Here is an 18,954-nt window from a genome sequence, read left to right on the forward strand (position 1 = left end):
CCTCTCAACGAGGCCGGATGTCGAGACCCACGAGCACGCGCTCGGCGTTGGACAGGTCCCCGATGATCTTGCGGATCGGCTCGGGCAGCCGCCGTACGAGCGTCGGGATCGCCAGGATCTGATCCCCTTCCGCGAGCTGCGGGTGCTGGAGCAGATCGATGATCTCGATGCGATATTTCCCGGCGAGGTGCTCCTCGCAGAGCCGCTTCAGGTTGCCCAGCGCGAGGAGGGATTTCCTCGTCTGGCCTGCGACGTAGAGACGTAATTCCCAGATCTCGGGGTTCACGTCGTGGTGGACGTCCACGGGGCTCGTCATCCGGCACCACCTCCATTCTGCTGCTTGTTCGGGTCCGCCTGCCGAAGACGGGCCATCTGTTCACGGTCGCGGCCGAGGACCAACTCGCGACGTTTGTCCTGCTCCAGGATGGCCATGACCTCCTGCTCCTCTGCCTCGAACTCGGCCCGCAGCGCGAGGATCTGCGCCTCGATCTGGGCGCGCTTCCGCGCGAGATCGCGCTGCTTGCGGTCCATCTCCTGCTGCCGCGCGATCGCATCGGCGCGCTCTTTCGCTTCCTGCGTCTGCCGCGCCGACCCCGTGAGGACCCCCGCGGGCCCCACGTAGACGTCGAGCAGATCGATCCCGTGCGAGCCCAGGTGGAACTCGCGCACCTGGTTCGAGTGCGACATGCCCCTCGATTTGAGCACGTAGAGCCCGCGGTTGCGCTCGCCGCTGCCCTCGAGGAACTGCACGAGCAGCCACGTATCCATGAGCGACGAGATCCCCACGTCCGTCTCCTCGAGCGCGCCGCTGCCGGCCGTCAGGCTCGTGAAGACCGCGGTGATCCCGCGGCTCTTCAGAAAGTCGACGAGCCGCATGAGCATCGCGCGCACCTCGGCGTTCGTCGCCACCATCTCGAAATTCGTCACGGGATCGATCACGACCACGCTCGGATCGAAGGCCTCGACGAGCCGGTGGATGTTCGCGAGGTGCATCTCCAGCCCGAAGAGCGTGGGGCGGGAGGCGTGGAACTGGAGCCGGCCCTGATCGAGCCAGGGCTTCAGGTCGACGCCGATCGAGCGCATGTTGCGCACGAACTGGCCCTGCGACTCCTCGAAGGCGAAGTAGAGGCAACGCTCGCCGCGGCGGCAGGCGCTCTGGACCGCGTGCGCCGCCAGGCTCGACTTGCCCGTGCCCGGCGTCCCCGAGATGAGCACGCTCGACCCGCGGAAGATTCCCTTTCCGCCGAGCATGGCGTCGAGGCGCGGCACGCCGGTCGACATGCGTTCGTCGGAGGCGATGTGCGTGAGCCCGAGCGAGGTCACGGGCACGACGGAGATGCCTCCGGCGTGGATGAGGAACGGATATTCGTTCGTCCCGTGCATCGTCCCGCGGTATTTGACGACACGCAGGTATCGCGTCGCAAACCGCTCGTGCACGCGTTGTTCGAGCAGGATCACGCAGTCCGAGACGTATTCCTCGATTCCGTGCCGGGTGAGGGTGCCGTCGCCCCGCTCGCCCGTGATGATTGCGGTGACGCCGCGATCTTTCAGCCAGCGGAAAAGCCTCCGGAACTCGGAGCGCAGGATGCCTTCGTTGCCGAGGGCCGAGAAGAGGGTCTCGAGCGAGTCGATGACCACGCGCTTCGCCCCGACCGACGCGATCGCGTATTCGAGCCGCACGAAGAGGCCATTGAGGTCGTAGTCCCCGGTCTCGAGGATCTCGCTCCGCTCCACGTGCACGTAGTCGATCGCCAGCTTCTTGCTGGCGACGAGCCCGTCGAGGTCGAAACCGAGGGAGGCGACGCTCTGCGTGAGCTCGACCGCGGTCTCCTCGAACGCGATGAATACCCCTGGCTCGCCATGCTCGGTCGCGCCGCGGACCAGGAACTCCAATGCAAAGAGCGTCTTGCCCGCCCCGGCGCTGCCGCATACCAGCGTGGTGCGCCCCCTCGGGAGTCCCCCGACCGTGATTTCATCGAAACCCTTGATACCGGTCGGGACCTTTTGCAGAACGTTCGTCGATTTTGTTATTGTCTCGCCAACAGGCGTCTTCGACTCGTATGTGTCCATACGAACCCAGCTCCCAGCCGAAATGATTTCAATCGTTCGGACGCAGGCCGACCCGGCGTCGAACTTGCTCCTGGCCGCCTATGGATCCCGCACCGGCTCCATCTGCGGCATATCCTTTCCTGGAATCGACCCTATCGCACAGAACGGATCATCGTGCAATACAGGATACAGGTTGTCACGGCCACCCATCCCCCATCCGTCATCAACGCTGACGATATCGTAGGAGGACGAGGCAATGTTGTCGAAAGAAAATCGCTCGAGCTGTGTGGCTTAATCCTGCTTCACCTTCCGCAGGAGCTCTTTGGTCAGATTCTTCTGGTGGGACTCCAGTGTACCACCGCCGATTTCCAAGAGCTTTGCGTCGCGCAGGAACCGCTCGACCTTGTACTCGTTGCAGTATCCCCAGCCGCCGAGGACCTGCATCGCGTTGTCGGCGACCTCCTTGGCCACCGGCGCCGCGAAGAGCTTCGCCGCGTCCGTGCCGATGCGGTTGCGTTTGGCCGGGCCCACATCCCGCGCCACGCTGTAGACGAGCGCCCGCGCGGCCTCCGTCTTCGCGTAGCTCTCGCCGATGTAGCGCTGGATCTGTCCGTGCTCCGCGATCGACTTGCCGAAGCTCGTCCGCTCCGCCGCGTACCGCACCATGATGTCGAGACAGCGATCCGCGATGCCGAGGCTCATCGCCGCCAGCGTGAGCCGCTCGATCTCGAGGTTGCGCATCATGTTGCGCACGCCCCCGCCCACCGTGCCGAGCACGTTCTCCGCGGGCACGAACACGTCGTCGAGCATGAACTCGCTCAAGGTGCTCGCGCGCATGCCCATCTTCTCGGTCTTCTTTCCGACGGAGAACCCGGGCGTGTTCCGTTCCACGACGAACGTCGTCACCTCGTTGTCGACCTTCGCGTAGACGATGAACACGTCGGCATCGACCGCGTTCGTGATGAGCGCCTTGTGGCCCTTGATCACGAACCCGTCGCCCTCGCGCCGAGCCACGGTGCGCATCCCGAGCACGTCGGTGCCGCTCGACGGCTCCGTCATGCCCATCGCGCCGATCCACTCGCCCGAGATCACCTTGGACAGCCAGCGCTCGCGCTGCGCTGCGTTCGAGGCGTAGTAGAAGTTGTTCACGAAGAGCACCGCGTGCGCGAGGTACGCGAGGCAGAAGCCTGGATCGCTCTTCGACAGCTCGTGGTGCACGATCACCGCGCCCACGGCGTCCAGCCCCGCGCCCCCGTCGTTGTCCGGGATCGTGAGCCCGAGCAGACCGAGCTCACCGGCCTGCCTCAGCAAGGGGACGTTCAGCGTGCCCGTGCGATCATGCTCTTCCGCCTGCGGCTCCACCACGTCGCGGACGAAGCTCCGCACCATCTGGCGCAGCATCCGGTGCTCTTCGGTCGGGTTCTCGAGGTCGAAGACGACATCGCTCATGCGCGGGACACTAGCACGAGAGGCTGCCGCAACGTCCCCATCCAACGCGCGGGGCTACGCCCGGACAAGCTGGGCTCCGCCCCCATCCCCGCGACGAACCTTCCCACTCCGGCCGGGCACGCCCTTCGCAACGGGTCCGGGCGATGCTGGTCTTCTGGGGACTCACCATCGGCGCCTTCCTCGCCTGGCTGCTCGCCGCGACGGGCGTCTACGAAGCGGGCCCGTGGATCCACGTCCTGCTCGTCATCGCCATCGCCTTCGCCGTGACGGGCCTTCTCTTCCGCCCGATCGGCCGGCGTTGAGGGAAAACCATTCCCCGCGCAGCGCGTCACATCTCTTGTCCCGAGGGGGACGCCTCGCGTCCCCCTCTCGGCCAGGCAAAGCCCGGCCGATTCACCCCCCGAGGGAAGATCGCTTTGCGATCTTCCGAGCATCGACCGGGTCGATGCTCTATACCCGCGCCCGTGCGCCCCGAAAGCCTGTTTTTCCGACCGGATGACCTCGCCCCGAAGGGCCCGCCCGGCCGTTCCCCCGTGACCGTCCGCTGGCTCGGCACGGCGGGCTTCGAGATCACCTGCGAGGGCCACGTCCTCCTGCTCGATCCCTACGTCACGCGCGCCTCGCTCACCCGATGCATCACCTCCCCGCTCGCCCCGGACCTCGGCGCGATCGGGCGCTACATCGGTCGCGCGGACGCGGTGATCGTCGGCCACACGCACTTCGACCACGCCCTCGACGTACCCGCCATCGCCAAGCGCACCGGCGCGCGCGTCTTCGGCTCCCGCTCCGCGGCCGCGCTCTGCCGCGCCGCGGGCGTGCCCGAGGCCCGCGTCGAGGTGGTCGAGCGCGAGCCCGGACAAACCCCGATCGTCCGCGAGGTCGGCCCGTTCCGCCTGCGCTTCGTCCCGAGCGCGCACTCGCGCTTCGCCCTCGGCCGCGTGCCGTTCCCGGGCGACATCGACGACTGCGACGCCGTCCCCGTCCGCGCCGAGGGCTACCGCTGCGGGGCCGTCTTCCGCGTGGAAATCGAGGCCGCGGGCCGCACGATCGTGCACCTCGGCAGCGCCGAGCTCTTGCCCGACGAGCCCGCGCCGCGGCACGTCGACCTGCTCCTGCTTTGCGTGGCGGGCTGGCGCAGCGGCGTCGACCTGCCCGAGCGCGTGATGCGCGCGGTCTCGCCCGAGGCCGTGCTCCTCTCGCACTGGGACGATTTCTTCCGTCCGCTGCACGAGCCCGTGCGCGTCCTGCCGGCCGTCGGCATGGGCTCGCTCGCCGAGCGGCTCACGCGCGCGTCGAAGGACGTACGCGTGGGCGCGCTCCCGCTGCTCGGCGACCTCTTCCTTTGACCTGAAACTTTGACTTGAAAAGGCCTACTCGCGGGCCCGGATCGCCGCGTTTCCGTCGGGCGCGTGATAGACCTCGATGAGCCGCGACGTCACGAGGTGCTCGAGCATGCGGCGGCGCGCGTCGGGCGACGGATCGAGCCGGTTCGACTGCCAGCGCGTCACGAAGTAGTTCGCCCCGACGTAGCCGTTGCGCAGCCTGCGCTCGGCGGCGCGTAGCTCCTCGATGAACACCGACTCGTCCTCCGACGGCTCGTACGAGGGCGGCGCTGCTTCGGGCGCGTCCGGGTCGGCATCGTGCGCGTCTTCGCACTCGTCGTGCGTCGGTTCGCGGGGCGTCGGTTCGCGGAGCGCCGACCCTGCGGGCGGCGTGGGCACGGCGGGGGGAATGTCCTCGCTCGCCCAGCGCGGCTCGGGCCCGGGCGGCGCGGGCGCGCCGGAGCCCTCGGTATCCTCGAAAAACGAGATCCCTTCGAGCAGATCGATGTGATCGAACGCCGCCTTGCGCAGCCGCGTCGACAGCCCCGCGCGCCCCCACGTCGACACGTAGGCCTGGCGGCCGAGCTGCCGCACGCCTTCCACGGCCGGCGCGTGATCGGAGTCGCCCGAGACGAGGACGAGCACGTCGAACGCGTTGACGGCCGCGAGGCGGAGCATGTCCGCGACCATCGAGGTGTCGACCTCTTTTTCCTGTGTATACCGGTTCTCGGCTCCGCAGGCCGCACACTGGAACATCGTCGTTTTGCGGGGGAAACGCTTCACGAAAAAGCCGGGCTGCACTTCGAGCATGTCGAGGAAGCCCGCGAGCTTCTTCTGCCCTTCGGTCACTGCGGCCGAGCCGATCTCGATGCCGGTATAGTAATAGGCGCCCCAAAGCAGCGATCCGCCCACCCGCTCGACGAGCCAGCGCGAGAGCCTGGGAAACGCGAGCCTCCGGCCTCCCGCCTCGTCGCGCCAACCGGAGTGGAAATTCTTGCCGTCGAAGAAAATACAGACGCGCATCACACCGCCGCTCGAAACAAAGAAAACCGGCGCCCCTCCGAGATGCCGATCACCACCATTGATCGATCTCATCACCCGATCGCGGGGGCGGGGTGTCTTAATCCGAGGTTCCGCGTCCGGTCAACCCGCTTTCTCGGCCGAAAAAAACGGTTTGCGTGATGCAGGACGCCCGCCCACCGGGCTCGCTCACGCTTTCGCCGCCATCGCAGTGTTATGGTCGGCCGTACCCTCGCCCGACGGCGCGGCGCTCCGTCCCGCTTGCGTGTCTTTGGCAGCCCCCAAACGATCTCGACTCGCGCTCTTGCCTCTGCTGGGTATTCTTGGGGGCGCATGCCCGGTCCTGCCCTCGATCTTTCGCTCGCGCTCGATGTCCGGAGTGTCCCTCCGGGCACCACGCAGCGCGCGCACCTCGTCATCGAGGTTTCGGCCGCGCTCCCCGAGGACGAACGGCACGAGCGGCCGCCCCTCGCGCTGGTGTTCGCGATCGATGTCTCCGCGTCGATGTGGGGTCAGCCGATGGAGCAAGTCGTGCGCTCGCTCGAGCGGATGGTGGAGCTGCTCGATCCCACCGATCGCGTGGGGATCGTGTCGTTCTCCGAAGGCGCGGAGGTCGTCGCGGAGCTCGAGCAGCTCGACGCGCCCGCGCGGCGAAGGCTCGCGGGCAGCTTGCGGCGCATCGATCCCGAGGGCGGCACCGACATGGAGAGCGGCCTGCGCACGAGCCGCAGCGCGCTCGGTCCGCGCGTGCCCGCGGAGCGACGTGGCATCCTCCTGCTCAGCGACGGCGATCCGACGCTCGGGGATCGTCGCCCCGAGGCGCTCGCCGAGATCGCCGCCTCGTTCCGCGAGGATGCGACGGTCTCCACGCTCGGCTACGGCGAAGAGCACAACGAGGACATCCTGCGGCGCATCGCGGTCGCGGGCGGCGGCCAGTATTATTACGTGCGTGATCCGGCGCTCTGCGCGACCGAGCTCGCGCTCGCCGTGGGCGCGACGGGCGACGCGGTCGCCGAGGGCGTGTCGGTCGACATCTCGCCTGCGCGCGGCGTCGACATCATCCGCATCGCGGGCGACGTGCGCGTGCGCAAGACCATGGGCGCGGCGCGCGTGGAGCTGCCGGACCTCCAGCCGGGCGAACACGCGTCGCTGATCGTCGAGGTCGCGATCGAGCCCGGCGCCTCGGCGAGCGGGGCCTTCGACGTCGTGCGCGCGCGCCTCGCGCATCGCCGCCCGGGCGCGGCGGACGTGCACGTCCTCGAGCGCGCGATCGGCATCGACGTGCAGGCCGGGGAGCCCGAGCGCGACCCTTCGGCGCGCGCGCGGGTGCTCGTCGCGCTCGCCGAGGAGGCGCGCAGCGCGGCGCGTGCGCTCGCCGATCAGAGCTCGTTCGAGCTGGCGGCGGCGCTGCTCCGGCGCGCCGTGGACGGCATGCGCGCCGAAGCCGACCTGGAGGCAGAGGACGGCACGCCGCTCGGCGAGACGATCGCGCAGCTCGCCGAGGAGGCGGAGGTCCTCGCGAAGAAGCCGAACCCTGCGGCGTATCGCCTCTTCCGCAAGGCCCAGGCGGGCCGCGCCGCGGCGGCTTCCCGCCGCGCGGGCGCGAGCCTGGCGGGCCCGCTCAGCCGCCGCGCCATGGCCACCGTCGCGGGAAACCTCCCCCGCGCCCGCCTGCTCGTCGTGCAAGGCAATGGCCCGAAAGACGGGTATCGCCTCGAAGGCACCACGAACACGATTGGCCAGACGAACCAAGCGCAGATCCGCCTCGAGGGCAAGGACGTCTCGCGCGAGCATTGCTCGATCGTGGGGCAGGACGGCAGATTCTGGCTGACCGACCTCGGCGGCGGCAGCGGCACGTTCGTCAATGGCAAGAAGATCACGGCGCCGGCGGCGCTCAAGCCCGGGGACGTGATCGGGGTCGGGGACGTCGAGCTCAAATACGAAGAAGAACGATAGTGGAAAGGCCCGCCGGGGCCTCGAGCGTTTCCGGCTTTTGCTTCCCATGCGCCTCGATTCTCGCCCCGCCTTCTTCATCGCCGCTCTCACGCTGACCGCCGCGTGCACCTTCGCCGCGTGCACCTCCTTCGAGGACAAACCCACCGGCGGACAGGCCGTGCCGAGCACCACGGAGGCCGCTCCCGTGGCGTCCACGATGCCCGTGGTCGCGGAGACGGTCGCGGAGGCGGGGACGGAGGCGGACGCGGGGACGGACGCGGACGCGGGCGCGGATGCGGAAGCAGACGCAGCCACGGCGGCGATTGCGGACGCGGGCGCGGATGCGGAGGTCGATGGCGGATCCCCGCCGGGTTGTCCTCCCGAGACGATCAAGATCGGCCGCTACTGCGTCGACCGCTGGGAGGCGCACCTCGCCACGAAGACGGCGGACGGCGTCGTGACGCCCTGGCCCCATTACGATCGCCCCGAGAAGGGCACGTTTTACCTCGCCATGAGCGCGCCCGACGCCTACCCGCAGGCCTACATCAGCCGCGTCGAGGCCGCCGAGGCTTGCGCGCACGCGGGCAAACGCCTGTGCAGCCGCGCCGAATGGACACGCGCTTGCAAGGGCCGCATGGGCTATCGGTATCCATACGGCAACAAGGGCCAGCGCGGCGCTTGCAATACCGGCAAGCTCCACCTCCTCGAGAAGTTTTACGGCCGGAGCCGCGGCGCCTGGACGTACGAGGTCTTCAACGACCCGAGGCTCGACCGCGAGCCCGGCTTCCTCGCGAAATCGGGCGAGTATGCGACCTGCGGCAGCGACGAGGGCGTCTTCGACATGGTCGGCAACCTGCACGAGTGGGTGAGCGACGCCGTCGACTCCGATATCGAGGACGTCCTCGCGCGGGACGAGGTCGAGCGGAAGAAGCAGCCCTGGAAAGTGGGAAATGGCATCTTCATGGGCGGGTTTTTCAGCACCACCCTGGAGCACGGCCCGGGCTGCTCGTTCACCACGGTCGCCCACGAGCCGGCCTACCACGACTATTCGACGGGATTCCGCTGCTGCATGGACGCGCCCGGGGTCGAGAAGAAGCCGCGTAAAAAGAAGCGCTAGTCCGACTTGGTATCGGGCGCGGCCGTGCCGTCCGGCGTGGCCGCCCCGGGCGCTTCGTTCGTGGCGGGGGCGATCGGGCCCGTGGGCGTGCTGGGCGGTTTGTCCTTGGGCAGAGGCTCGCGGCAGGCGGCGGCGAGCGTCAGGGCGGCGAGGAGCAGGGTCTTCGGGACGACGGGTCGCATACCTCCGATGTGACGAGACCCGCCTGCCTCGTCAATCGGGCAACATCGACGATTTCAGGGCACCGGAGACGCCCCGGGCGGCGCGGCCGGCGGCGCGGCGAGCGGGACCGCGGCGCCGGGCGGAGGCGGGGGAGGGGGCGTGCTCGGCGCGGGCTTGCGAGCGCGCTCGTCCTCGACCAGCTTCACGAGCTGTTTTTGCAGCGACATGCGCAGATCGATCCATTGCTCGTCGGCGTACTCCTTGGCGCTCTTCGCGTAGATCGTCGCGTACGTCTCGCCGCGCGTGTCTTCCTCGGAGAGGTGGCCGTAGAGGTACCCATTGCGCACATCCACGACGAACGCCTCGACGTACCCTTTCACCTCGGTATCGATGAACGGCACGAAGAGCACGGGCAAAAGCAGCGCGGTCGTGGCGATGAGCGGATTGGCGCCGAGACTTCGATAGCCGTGATCCACGATGACGAGCACGTCCGTGTTCGCGCGCGCCGCGAGCAAGCGCAGCTTTTTCAGCGAGACCTCGCGCGGCGGCTCGTAGGGATACCCATTCCCTTCGGAGAGCCGCCGCTGGCCCGTGACGAGCAAAGACGGAATTCGATAGACGCTGGTGACGCCGGGCAGTGTGCCGAGCACTTTCTCCAGGTCTCCCGCGACGTCCGGGTCGAGCGTGTAATAGGCGAGCCGGATCGCGCCGGCGGGCATCTGGGGCCGGGCTTCGAAGGCCTTGCGGATGTCCTCGTCGTCGATCTCGGCCTCGCGATCCATCTCGAAATGGGTGTTTCGGGAAGGCGTGTAGCTGGCGCCGCAGCCCTCGAGGGCGGTGAGCGCGAGGGCGCACAGGGCGAGAGGGGCGAGGCGACGCATCGGGAATCCTTTCGGTGGCGGGAGAACGGGGCCCGCCGGGCGAGCTTACACGTACATCTTCGCGAAGGGCCATGCCTCGATCCCCCTTCCGTTCCGCCGAGATTCATGCTCACCATGGGCGAGCATGGCCGACGCCCTGTCCGAACGTGGGCAATGGAAAGAGTCCTGGAAGACGGACGCCTGGGAGCTCCTCATGACGAGCCCCGCGCACGGCGTGTTTTTCACCCGCGTCTCCGGGCATGCGGACCTCGACTGCGCGCTGCACGTGATGCGCGCGTTCGATCGCCTCGCCTCGATCACGCTGGGCGACATCGAGGTCTTCCACGACTGGGAGCACGTCACGGGCTACGACAGCATCGTGCGGCAGGAATTCGTGCGCTGGGCGCAGGAGCACCCGAAGCAGGGAGAAGCGCACATCCTGGTGAAGTCGCGTCTCGTGGCGATGGGCGTCTCGGTCGCGAACGTCGCGCTCGGCGGCAGGCTCAAGGCCTATGCCGACCGCGCCAAATTCGAGCGGGCCCGGACCGAGACGATCGCCGGCAAGCGGAGGGCCTCGATCCCGGGCTAGAGCGGTCGTCCCCCCGTCTTCGTTTCCTCTTCGGGTTTTTTCTTCCTACCTGCATTCCGCTTCGCCAAACGCCTCATCCTCGCCTTCTCCGCGGCGTCGCTCACCGGCTTGCGGATCTGCTCGACGTGCTCCTCCGTCGCTTTGGTGCGCTCCAGCGCGCCGAGGACGAGCTCGACGGTATCCACCGTGCCGAGCGACTGGCCCACCGCTCAACCGGCGCATCGGGGCCCATCTGTCCATTCCGGCGAAGCGCCTGTTCCCGCCCGGCCGGTACACCGTCCGCTGGTGAGCGGGACGCGAATCAATGCTCGCCCGTCAAGGGGCCAGTACCTTTGCAGCCCGTGGCGGTCGACGCGCGGAGGACCTTTCGGGACATCCGGGCGCAGCCGCGGAAAGGCGCGCCGCGCGTGCGGGGTGCCTTGAAGTGGCGGTCTCGCCGCAAACCGGCCGGGAAAGTCCGCAAAGCTTGGGGTGATCCGAGGGGGTGAACGACCCATCGTCGACTCTCCTGGCGATCTCGGCGTTCGGCTTCATGAAAGATACAGAGGGGAGCGAGAGGCGAAGGCGCCGTGAGCTCGTGAGGATATCGCCATGAGATCGAACATATTCGCCATTGCCGCACTCGGAGCCACCCTCGTGGCATTGGGGGCGCATCCATTGTTCGCAGCTCCTTCCGATAGGTGTGCCCAGGGAGCCCCGCTGCGGTGGTACAAGCTGGGCCATGCGGAGGTCACCCATCGGCTGCGTCTGGAGTTCTCCAGGCATCACTCGTGCGCCGGGATCGAGTCGTTCGCTCGCAGCGTGCGGTTCGATCCCTTTGTCGGGCCCTCCGTCAACGTGTACAGCGTGTATGGATCGTGCCAGCTGCGTGGTATCATCGATGCGATGAGCGACATGGTTCGCGACGTGATGAAGGAGTGCGAGGTCCGGTGTTTTCACGCCGGCCAGGAGATCGGTCGGCAAAAAGCTCGGCAATACTGCGAGGTCGCTACGTCTCCCGCAGAATCAATGATCCCGATCGTGGCATTGGAGCCCGTCCTGCCCCTCTGTCGTCCAAGGGAGGTCGAGGCGTGCCGCGCCGCATTCATGGCCCATGTCGAGGCCGATCCCGGGTGCCGCAGCACGTGGAGCTCGCATGACGAAGACCTGCTCGACAAGTTCTGCAGCTCGTCTGGCCTGCGCGAACCCCGTCCATAGGACCGCCATACCGCGAACAGCGCACGTCGAGGAACTCATCCGGCGGAGCTCGCCGATGCCGAGGGAGACGGGCTTCAAGGCGCTGGTCCATTGTTCGGTGATGGCGATCATCTCACCTCTCTTTGAGGTCGTTCAGGGACCGCATGAGGCGCACGTTGGCGAACCCGGTGTTTGCGCGCAACGTCGAGGTGGTGTCGAGGATCGGGTCCCAGGTCGACGCCGATGACCGATGTACACCGGAGGAGCCGCGGTCGCCCCTCGAGCCCCTGCGACGTGGAAGACACCAGGCATTGAACAGCTATCGCTGTTCGGGCAGATGGAGGCTCCGTCGGGTTTTGACGCGGGCAAGATGCGCCGCAAGCCGTGGGCGTGGCTCTTGCGGCATGTGTTTGCGATTGACGTGACGGTGTGCCCCGAATGCTCGGGCAAGATGCGCTGGCGGGCGGTGGCGCTCACGCCCGAAGCGATCGCGGCGGGACTGGCTCGAGTCGGGCTCTCCCCACGCGGGCCGCCGAGGAGGCCGAGAGCACCGAGGGGCCAGCTCTCGCTGCCGTTTCCGCACGGACGCCGGCCCGTGCGCGAGGGCAGCGCGTCGGATCAGATGTCGTCGAAATAATGAACATTACCATCCGGATCCGTCCAGGTCTCGATCGGTCCGGACGCCGCCGCCTTGATGTCGTCCACGGTCGGCAGGTCCTCTTCTGCCGATGCCGAGGCCGCGGCGGCAGCTCTCCTTCTTCTTCGCGGGCCCTCTTTTGTCCTTGCTCTTCTGCTTCTGCTTCTGCTTCTGCTCCGCTTCGGCGTTCTCCTCCGCCTCCGCTTGGGCTTGCGCTGGCGCGTCGCGGGCCAACCTTCCACCTTGCTGCTGCCTCGGTCGGCGCTCAGGCCCCGCGCCGCGCCCCCGCCGCGAGCAGTGCCCGCCGGTCTCGCTCCGGCAGATGCTTCACCGCCTCGCGCATCGTGATCCCCGACGCCCGCGCGGCGCGGGGACCGAGCCAGCCGACCACCCGCTCGGGCGTCTTCTTCGTGGTCTCGCGCAGCACCCACCCGATGGCTTTCCGTATGAAAAACTCCTTCTCTTCGAGCATTGCGTCGGCATAGCGCCCGAACCGCTCGAAATCGCCACCGCCCGATCGCAGCGGCACGAGCAACGCCAGCAGCGCCGCGCGGCGGATCCAAAAATTCTCGTCCTGGGCCCACCTGTCGAGCGTGCGCCCGAGCTTCGGGTGGTGCGTGACGAGCGCGCCGACCACGTTGGTCGCGATGGGATCGACGAGCGCCCAGGTCCGCGCCTCGCGGAGCAGCCGCTCGAGGAGCGCGGCGTCGTTGGCCTCGAGGCGGTCCACGTAGAGGGTCAGAAGCTCGATGGCGCAGAGCCGCCGCTCGTGGACGGGCTCGGCCCAGAGCGCGCTGGCGACGTCCAGGAGCACCGCGCGCTCGAGCCCGGGGCGCTCGCGCCGGAGCCGCTTCGCGATCGCGCGGACGGCGGGCACGCCCGCGCCGAGGTGCTCGAGCTCGCTCTTCAGGTAACGCTTCTCCTGCGCCGCGCGCGCGGGCGTGCCCGCCGCCCGCAGCGCCTGGTCGATCTCGGACACGATCTCGCGCATGAGGCATTCTACACAGGACGCCCCGCAGCCAGCCACGGCGAGGTGTGAGGGGGAGCTGCGGCACCAGAACACGCGATCTCGCGACGATGCTGCTCGCTCGTTCCAGCCGGCTCTTCGCCTGAGCGCTGGCGCCGGGGCCGGTCCAGCAGGCGCCTGCCCACGTCGAGGAGGTGCCCGCGCAGGGTGTCGTCGTCGAGGGCTGCGAACTCGGGAGCGCCGCCGGCCATCGCGAGGCCCGTGCGGCACCGACAGGAAAACCCGAGGAGCGGGGGCGGGCGCGAGACAGCCGTCGAAGATGAACCCGAGGAGCGGAGAGGGACCCGAGAGCGGTCATGATCGCCATCCCCAGGAGCAGGATCGGAGCCGGTGCGGGACCCGAGGGCAGACCTGAGGAACGGCTTCCGGTGCGAGGTCGGACTTGGAGGCAGACCCGGGGAGCGGTTCCGCGTGCGATGTCGGACCAGGAGGCAGACCCGAGGAGCGGTTCCGGGTGCGATGTCGGACCAGGAGGCAGACCCGAGGAGCGGTTCCGGGTGCGATGTCGGACCAGGAGGCAGACCCGAGGAGCGGTTCCGGGTGCGATGTCGTACCAGGAGGCAGACCCGAGGAGCGGTTCCGGGTGCGATGTCGGACCAGGAGGCAGACCCGAGGAGCGTTCCGGGTCGTCATCCCGGATCTCGCGCCGGCCGCGCCGATCCCCGCGCTCCTTGTGCGGGAGGTCGAGGCGTCTCTCCGGTGCGGGCTCCTCGAATATGGGGGCATTCGTGTGGCGTGCGAAGGTTGCGGGTCCGAGCGATTGGTGAGTTTCAGCTGCAAGCGACGCGGGTTCTGCCCTTCGTGCCTGGGGCGACGGATGAGCGACGGCGCGGTGTACCTGACCGAGCGGATCCTGCCCGAGCGCCCAAGATAGAGGACGGGGACCTCAGGGCGGGAAGTGGGTCTCCGCGCGGTGTGGAAGGACACGGTTGACCGCCGCACGAGATGCGTGCTACGCCCCCGAGGAGGCGGAAATCCTGGTTTATTTGTCCTGGGTGCTGGTCGAATAGGCAAGATGAGCGACACGAGCGATTGCAAGCCTGGACGCGCCCCTTATCACGTTCGGCTGCTGTACGCAGAGGAGCGCGAGGTCAATGAGGTCGCGCTGCAGGAGAGATTGACGCAGCGGCTGTGGGGTGCCCGGGTGTCCCCGCGCGATCGGCACGGAGTGGTCGGAGTCCACGGTCCGATTACGCTGACAATCGAAGGCCGAGCGGTCCCCGCGTTGTCCGGAATCACCACCAAAGCGATCGAGCCCTACGCGGTCGGCGAGTACCAGCAGAGCTGGGAGTGGGGCTGGCGAGCCGCGTCCGCGATCGGCAGCCACGCCCGCTTCGCGATCGATTTCGGGGAGCTCACGTCGATGATGCTCGCGACGCCCGATCGAGTGCGCCTGCTCTTGGAGTCAATCGCGAGCCTCGTCGAGGCACAACCGCCGCTCGCGATCCACTGGTGCACGACCGGCAAGTTTGAAGAACCGGGAGCGTTTCTCGCCAAGCTCGCGGGCGCTGATCGCGTGCGCCGCGCAATCAACGTGAGGCTCTTCGAGCTGCCGGACGGCGAGCTCGTCATGGATACGCTCGGATTATGCGCGCTCGGGATGCTCGATCTGCAGGTCCACTTCAAGGACCTCGACTTGGAGGAGGTCGGCCACTACCTCTATGACACGGCGGTAGAGCACATCGCGGCGGGGCCGAGAGTCCACGTACCGTGCGCGTGCCCAGTTGGCGACGGCGACACGATCACCGGGCCAGGCGGGCGTGCCGCGATCGGGCGTTACGAGATGGCGATGATTGCCCCGCGCCGCGGTGTGCTCGACATCGCCGCGCTCTGAGCGTCGCTCACCGGCTTGCAGGGATGAACACGCAGACGCGTGCTCACGGGCACGCAACCGATCCAGGGCAGCGCGTCGTCGACCGCGGACAAGGGATGGGCAGGCAGGCGCAGCCGCCGCCCACCACAATGAATATGGAGCAGTTCGTCCGGCTGCCGGGAACGCACCGCGCCCCGGCGCCGCCCCAGCGGGCGCAGGGGTCAGGTCGCCTCACCGGAATGGGGAGCCGCTCCGTGAGAGCCGCCTCCACCTCGGAATCTCCATCTCTTTCGATGAGGGCGCCTTTGTCGCTCGCGATGTCATCGTCGCGGTCCGAGGACAGGCTCCCTTCTTCTTGTGCCAACAGGCTCCCTTCCTGAGCCTCAGGATCCAACCCCACGTCACCACGATCGCAGGAGAACGAGGAGAACCCCAGGATGCCGAATGTACCCAACAGCAGTGCCGATAGCCGCATGGCACACCTCCCTGCACCTACATGGGCAACATAAGCCCGCGGGGGCCTGGCGGCGCGCGTCGATGTGCGAATATGCTGGCACGCTTGCTCATTTCAGCGGGTGCCGCGGGAGGCGGACCCGGGGAGGGGTTCGCGCGCCGACCGTCATCCAGCCGCGGTGAGGTGAATGGGGGTCACGAGGCGGCGTCCAAGGAGGCATGCTTGCCTTCTCCACGCTTGGTCCGCATTTTCGCCGCCCGCTTTTCGCGGGTCTGTTTTCCGCGATCGCCATCACGCACGCGTCCATCGCGCTGGCCGATCCGATCGAATTGAGCGCGCCGATCGACGTCGGCGCGACGCTCCCCGCGATATCCGAGCCTCCGGGGGGCCAGGGCGAGTTCCTCGACGAGCGTCGCGACGACTACGCGGTCGCGGTGCACGGCTCGTCGATGCTCGTCACGTGGGTCGAAGGCGTGCGCGATCTCCACGCCGCGATCGTGGACGCCGAGCAGGGCGTCGTCGTCCCGCGGTTCCTCGTCTATTCGGGAGAGACGCGACTCTACGCGGTGCGCGCGGTCTTCGCGGACGGCGCGTATCGCATCGCGGTCGGAGACCTCGATGGTCTCAACGTCGGCACACGTCTGTTCGCGGTCGACGAAGCGGGGACGGTGGGGGACCCCGAAACATACGGGCTCGCGGAGCAGGGCCTCGTCGAGTGCAGCCCGCTCGCGCTCGAGGCGCGGAGCACCGGCCTCGTGCTCTCGTGCACGAACGGTCCCGTCGCCGCGATCCCGAAGGCAGGGGAGTCGAGCACGTTGTTCTGGCCGACCGGCTCGCCGCTCGTCGACATCGCATGTCGGGCCGCTCCGTGCGTCGCGGGCTTCCAGCTGAACGATTCGGATCCGACGCTGAACGTCGCGCTGGCCACGCTCGACGACGCGAACACGAATCCGAAGCCGACGTTCCTCGGCTTCCGCGACGCGACTTACGCGCGCATCGCGGTGGCGCTCACCGGCGTCGGGGCGCTCGCCGTCTCGTGGTCGTACATCCTCCCGCCCGGCGACCAGAACGGAGAAAACCGCGAGCATATCCACGGGTGGTTCCTCGCCGCGGACGGCAAGATCCGCACGCTGGACAATCTCGCGGAGGCGCCGGGGATCCGCGACCCACGGCTCGCGACGAACGGCACGAGCATCGCGCTCGCGTATCGTACGAACGGCGGCAGCGCGTCGATCGTCGCGCTCGACGCCGACGGAGCGCCCCGCGGAGAGACGGCGGTGATCACGACCCAGCCATCGCTCGATATTCGTCTCGCGGCGTCGTCCGACGGCTCGTACGCGCTCGCGTACGACGACGGCGCGAAGCTGTTCGTGCGAACGGCGCGTCTCGACCCGCGGGGCGAGGACCCCGGACCGGGCGGCGGGACCACGACACCGACGGAGACGAGCAGCGGGTGCGCGGTGGCCGGGGCGTCGTCCTCGGCGGGCGCCGTGCTCGTCGTCGCGTTCGGCGCCTCGCTCGTCGTGCGTCGACGGCGACGGGGCGTTGCTCCCCTGCCGGTCTGACGCCCGATCCCGGCGCCTTCAGGGCTCCGCGTCCTTGCAGCACCGCACCCCCGTCGAATAATCGAGGTAACTCCGCGGATGGGCCGTCACCACCGCGTCGCAGCCCGACCGCGTCGATCGCGCGTAAAACCCGCCCGCGAACGCCCCGTTCCCCTCGTCCACCCACTCATCGAGGTTCCCGACCATATCGTAAATCGCGTCGTTCCCCCAGCGGCTCCGGCACGCCGGCGTCGCGCCCGTCCTCCGGAACAGCGGCGTATCCCCGGCCCGCACGTGGTTCAACCGGGGATCGAGGTGCCCGATCGACGCATTGTCGTGCAGAATCGCCGCCGGGTGCGCCTCGCGGAACACGTTGCACGTCCCCTCCACGTACGTATCCCCGTACGGAAACGGCGTATCGTCCTGACCCCGGCAAGCCAGCACGAACTCCGGCAGCGTGCACAGCCGCTTCCCGGCCGCCGCGCAGGCGCTCTCCGCCACGAGCCCCGTCAAATACCCGTTCGGCCGAGCCAATCGCCGCGGCACGGCCATCACATCGAGCTTCTGCCCCCGCTGCCATCCCGGCAAGAGCGGAAGCGGCATCGCCCGCGCGTGCACGCTGCCCATGCGGCTCCGCCCCGTCGACCAATCCCCCAGCGTGATCTCCATCAAATTCGGCGTCACCGGGAAATCCGGCGAGAGCGCCTCCCCGCTCGCCGCGTCCACGAGCGTCGCCTCGAACCGGTCCACGCAGAGCTTCCCCTGCACGAGCACCATCTCCGGCGGACACGGCCTCGGCGCCGTCGCCTTCACCTCCTCCGCCTCCTCCCGAGCCTCCGCGCTCGCTCGCTCCACGGCCGCCGCGAGCCCCCGCACCAGCCCCACTTCCGGCACCACGTCTCGCCCCTCGGCGCGCGTCCCGAACCATCGCAGCGACCCATCCGCCGCCCACCCCGGCTCCCCGACCACGCACGTCCCCGGCGCCGAAAGCGCCTCCACCTCGGCGAACCCTCCAGGCTTCATCGACGGATAAAATCGCGGCCCCGGCGACCCGTCCTGACAAGTCCCCGCCGCCACCCCTTCCGGCCAGGCCGCCGCCCCGACCTCCTGTCCCTCCTCGTCCAGCCAAACCGCGTACCGCCGCCCCTCATCCGACAGAATCGCCCCGCCCCCCGGCAGCCCCGACAAACGCACCCCCAGCTCCCCGGCCCGCACCTTCAGCGACGTCTTCGCCACCGGCCCGAGCCGCCCTGCCGCGTCCACCACGAACGCCACCACCTCCTCGTCCGAGCCCACCCCCACACCCGCCACGATCGCCCCGCCCGCGGTCCGCTCCACCGCGGCAAACCCTGGCCGCACCGGCGACGCCGCGCTCCGCGCCCGCCCATTCGAAAGCGCCGGCGCCCCCACCTTCCCCTCCTCGGACAGCCCCGCCACGTGCAGCCGCCCCCCGGACAGCTCCACCAACATCCCCTTCGCCTTCCCCCCCACCATCACCGCGCCGTCCGGCCAGACCCGACCCCGCCAAACCTCAGCCGTCCCGCCCGTCGGCCAAACCCGCCCCACATCCCCCCGCGCCACCCACACCGCCCCCCCGATCCTCCCAATCCCCGCCACGGACCCTGCGCCCCGCCCCCCTGCAAAAATCTCCTCCTTCGACAAACCCTCCCGCACCCCATCCCCCGAAAGAACCCGCACCCGCCCCCCGGCCAGCGCCACCCCCGTCCCATCCGGCCAAACCCTCGCCCAATACACCCGCCCCCGCCGCGCCGGAAACGCCGCCCCTTCCTCCCGCAAACT

At 68.7% G+C, this 18,954-nt stretch carries 17 protein-coding genes and 2 pseudogenes; 8 read left to right on the top strand and 11 right to left on the bottom strand.

Translation table 11 applies throughout. From position 1 onward, the window contains the following. Nucleotides 1-4: 4 nt before the first annotated feature. The 3 genes from QHF83_RS36990 to QHF83_RS37000 form a co-directional block, all read right to left on the bottom strand. Nucleotides 5-316 carry a circadian clock KaiB family protein gene (locus QHF83_RS36990; RefSeq protein ID WP_282422757.1) on the bottom strand — a complete coding sequence of 104 codons (312 nt, stop codon included), beginning with the start codon at nucleotides 314-316 and terminating at the stop codon, nucleotides 5-7. Next, complete coding sequence (kaiC, locus tag QHF83_RS36995) at nucleotides 313-2,070, bottom strand: circadian clock protein KaiC (protein WP_282422758.1); 1,758 nt, start codon at nucleotides 2,068-2,070, stop codon at nucleotides 313-315. Before kaiC ends, QHF83_RS36990 begins: the two co-directional genes overlap by 4 nt. Before the next feature lie 270 nt (nucleotides 2,071-2,340). Continuing rightward, nucleotides 2,341-3,498 carry an acyl-CoA dehydrogenase family protein gene (locus QHF83_RS37000; protein ID WP_282422759.1) on the bottom strand — a complete coding sequence of 386 codons (1,158 nt, stop codon included), beginning with the start codon at nucleotides 3,496-3,498 and terminating at the stop codon, nucleotides 2,341-2,343. 143 nt (nucleotides 3,499-3,641) lie between these two features. Here QHF83_RS37000 and QHF83_RS37005 point away from each other — a divergent pair, with 143 nt between their 5' ends. Together QHF83_RS37005 and QHF83_RS37010 are read left to right on the top strand one after the other, a co-directional pair. After that, the gene (locus tag QHF83_RS37005) at nucleotides 3,642-3,800 is read left to right on the top strand and encodes a hypothetical protein (protein ID WP_282422760.1); all 159 of its coding nucleotides are present in this window, start codon (nucleotides 3,642-3,644) and stop codon (nucleotides 3,798-3,800) included. Between the two features lie 162 nt (nucleotides 3,801-3,962). Beyond that, the gene (locus QHF83_RS37010) at nucleotides 3,963-4,844 is read left to right on the top strand and encodes an MBL fold metallo-hydrolase (protein ID WP_282422761.1); all 882 of its coding nucleotides are present in this window, start codon (nucleotides 3,963-3,965) and stop codon (nucleotides 4,842-4,844) included. Nucleotides 4,845-4,868: 24 nt separating this feature from the next. Here QHF83_RS37010 and QHF83_RS37015 read toward each other — a convergent pair whose 3' ends face one another. Further along, the gene (locus tag QHF83_RS37015; protein WP_282422762.1) at nucleotides 4,869-5,843 is read right to left on the bottom strand and encodes an NYN domain-containing protein; all 975 of its coding nucleotides are present in this window, start codon (nucleotides 5,841-5,843) and stop codon (nucleotides 4,869-4,871) included. Between the two features lie 330 nt (nucleotides 5,844-6,173). On the opposite strand from QHF83_RS37015, the gene QHF83_RS37020 reads away from it, so the two are divergent. Next, complete coding sequence (locus QHF83_RS37020) at nucleotides 6,174-7,796, top strand: FHA domain-containing protein (RefSeq protein WP_282422763.1); 1,623 nt, start codon at nucleotides 6,174-6,176, stop codon at nucleotides 7,794-7,796. A gap of 46 nt (nucleotides 7,797-7,842) precedes the next feature. After that, on the top strand, nucleotides 7,843-8,892 hold the full coding sequence (locus tag QHF83_RS37025) for an SUMF1/EgtB/PvdO family nonheme iron enzyme (RefSeq protein WP_282422764.1): 1,050 nt from the start codon (nucleotides 7,843-7,845) through the stop codon (nucleotides 8,890-8,892). On the opposite strand, the gene QHF83_RS37030 is transcribed toward QHF83_RS37025, so the two are convergent. Together QHF83_RS37030 and QHF83_RS37035 are read right to left on the bottom strand one after the other, a co-directional pair. After that, nucleotides 8,889-9,074: a hypothetical protein gene (locus QHF83_RS37030; protein WP_282422765.1), complete on the bottom strand. Its 186-nt coding sequence runs from the start codon at nucleotides 9,072-9,074 to the stop codon at nucleotides 8,889-8,891. The genes QHF83_RS37025 and QHF83_RS37030 overlap by 4 nt on opposite strands. 54 nt (nucleotides 9,075-9,128) lie before the next feature. Further along, nucleotides 9,129-9,935 carry a hypothetical protein gene (locus QHF83_RS37035; protein ID WP_282422766.1) on the bottom strand — a complete coding sequence of 269 codons (807 nt, stop codon included), beginning with the start codon at nucleotides 9,933-9,935 and terminating at the stop codon, nucleotides 9,129-9,131. A 124-nt stretch (nucleotides 9,936-10,059) separates the two neighbouring features. Between QHF83_RS37035 and QHF83_RS37040 the strand changes: the two genes are divergently transcribed. After that, nucleotides 10,060-10,503, top strand: coding sequence for a hypothetical protein (locus QHF83_RS37040; RefSeq protein ID WP_282422767.1), 444 nt, complete (start codon nucleotides 10,060-10,062; stop codon nucleotides 10,501-10,503). Here the strand turns inward: QHF83_RS37040 and QHF83_RS37045 are convergent. The 4 genes and pseudogenes from QHF83_RS37045 to QHF83_RS53600 form a co-directional block, all read right to left on the bottom strand. After that, a complete protein-coding gene (locus tag QHF83_RS37045; protein ID WP_282422768.1) occupies nucleotides 10,500-10,709 on the bottom strand; it encodes a hypothetical protein in 210 nt (69 codons plus the stop codon). The two genes, QHF83_RS37040 and QHF83_RS37045, sit on opposite strands and share 4 nt — an antisense overlap. A 799-nt stretch (nucleotides 10,710-11,508) precedes the next feature. Continuing rightward, nucleotides 11,509-11,811: a hypothetical protein gene (locus QHF83_RS37050; RefSeq protein WP_282422769.1), complete on the bottom strand. Its 303-nt coding sequence runs from the start codon at nucleotides 11,809-11,811 to the stop codon at nucleotides 11,509-11,511. Nucleotides 11,812-12,581: 770 nt separating this feature from the next. Further along, complete coding sequence (locus QHF83_RS37055; protein WP_282422770.1) at nucleotides 12,582-13,307, bottom strand: DNA alkylation repair protein; 726 nt, start codon at nucleotides 13,305-13,307, stop codon at nucleotides 12,582-12,584. A 125-nt stretch (nucleotides 13,308-13,432) separates the two neighbouring features. Then, nucleotides 13,433-13,543, bottom strand: a pseudogene (locus QHF83_RS53600) (TetR/AcrR family transcriptional regulator); the annotation flags it as partial. A gap of 485 nt (nucleotides 13,544-14,028) precedes the next feature. Between QHF83_RS53600 and QHF83_RS37060 the strand changes: the two are divergent. The 3 genes and pseudogenes from QHF83_RS37060 to QHF83_RS37070 all read left to right on the top strand — a co-directional run. Then, nucleotides 14,029-14,211: pseudogene (locus tag QHF83_RS37060) on the top strand (transposase zinc-binding domain-containing protein); the annotation flags it as partial. A 147-nt stretch (nucleotides 14,212-14,358) separates the two neighbouring features. Next, nucleotides 14,359-15,177 carry a DUF4261 domain-containing protein gene (locus QHF83_RS37065; RefSeq protein ID WP_282422771.1) on the top strand — a complete coding sequence of 273 codons (819 nt, stop codon included), beginning with the start codon at nucleotides 14,359-14,361 and terminating at the stop codon, nucleotides 15,175-15,177. 651 nt (nucleotides 15,178-15,828) lie between these two features. Beyond that, on the top strand, nucleotides 15,829-17,175 hold the full coding sequence (locus QHF83_RS37070) for an MYXO-CTERM sorting domain-containing protein (RefSeq protein WP_282422772.1): 1,347 nt from the start codon (nucleotides 15,829-15,831) through the stop codon (nucleotides 17,173-17,175). Between the two features lie 18 nt (nucleotides 17,176-17,193). Here the strand turns inward: QHF83_RS37070 and QHF83_RS37075 are convergent, their stop codons facing one another. After that, on the bottom strand, nucleotides 17,194-18,624 hold the full coding sequence (locus QHF83_RS37075; protein ID WP_282422773.1) for a hypothetical protein: 1,431 nt from the start codon (nucleotides 18,622-18,624) through the stop codon (nucleotides 17,194-17,196). Nucleotides 18,625-18,954: the final 330 nt, after the last annotated feature.

The organism is Polyangium sp. 15x6 (assembly GCF_029960785.1).
Taxonomy (GTDB): Bacteria; Myxococcota_A; Polyangia; order Polyangiales; family Polyangiaceae; genus Polyangium.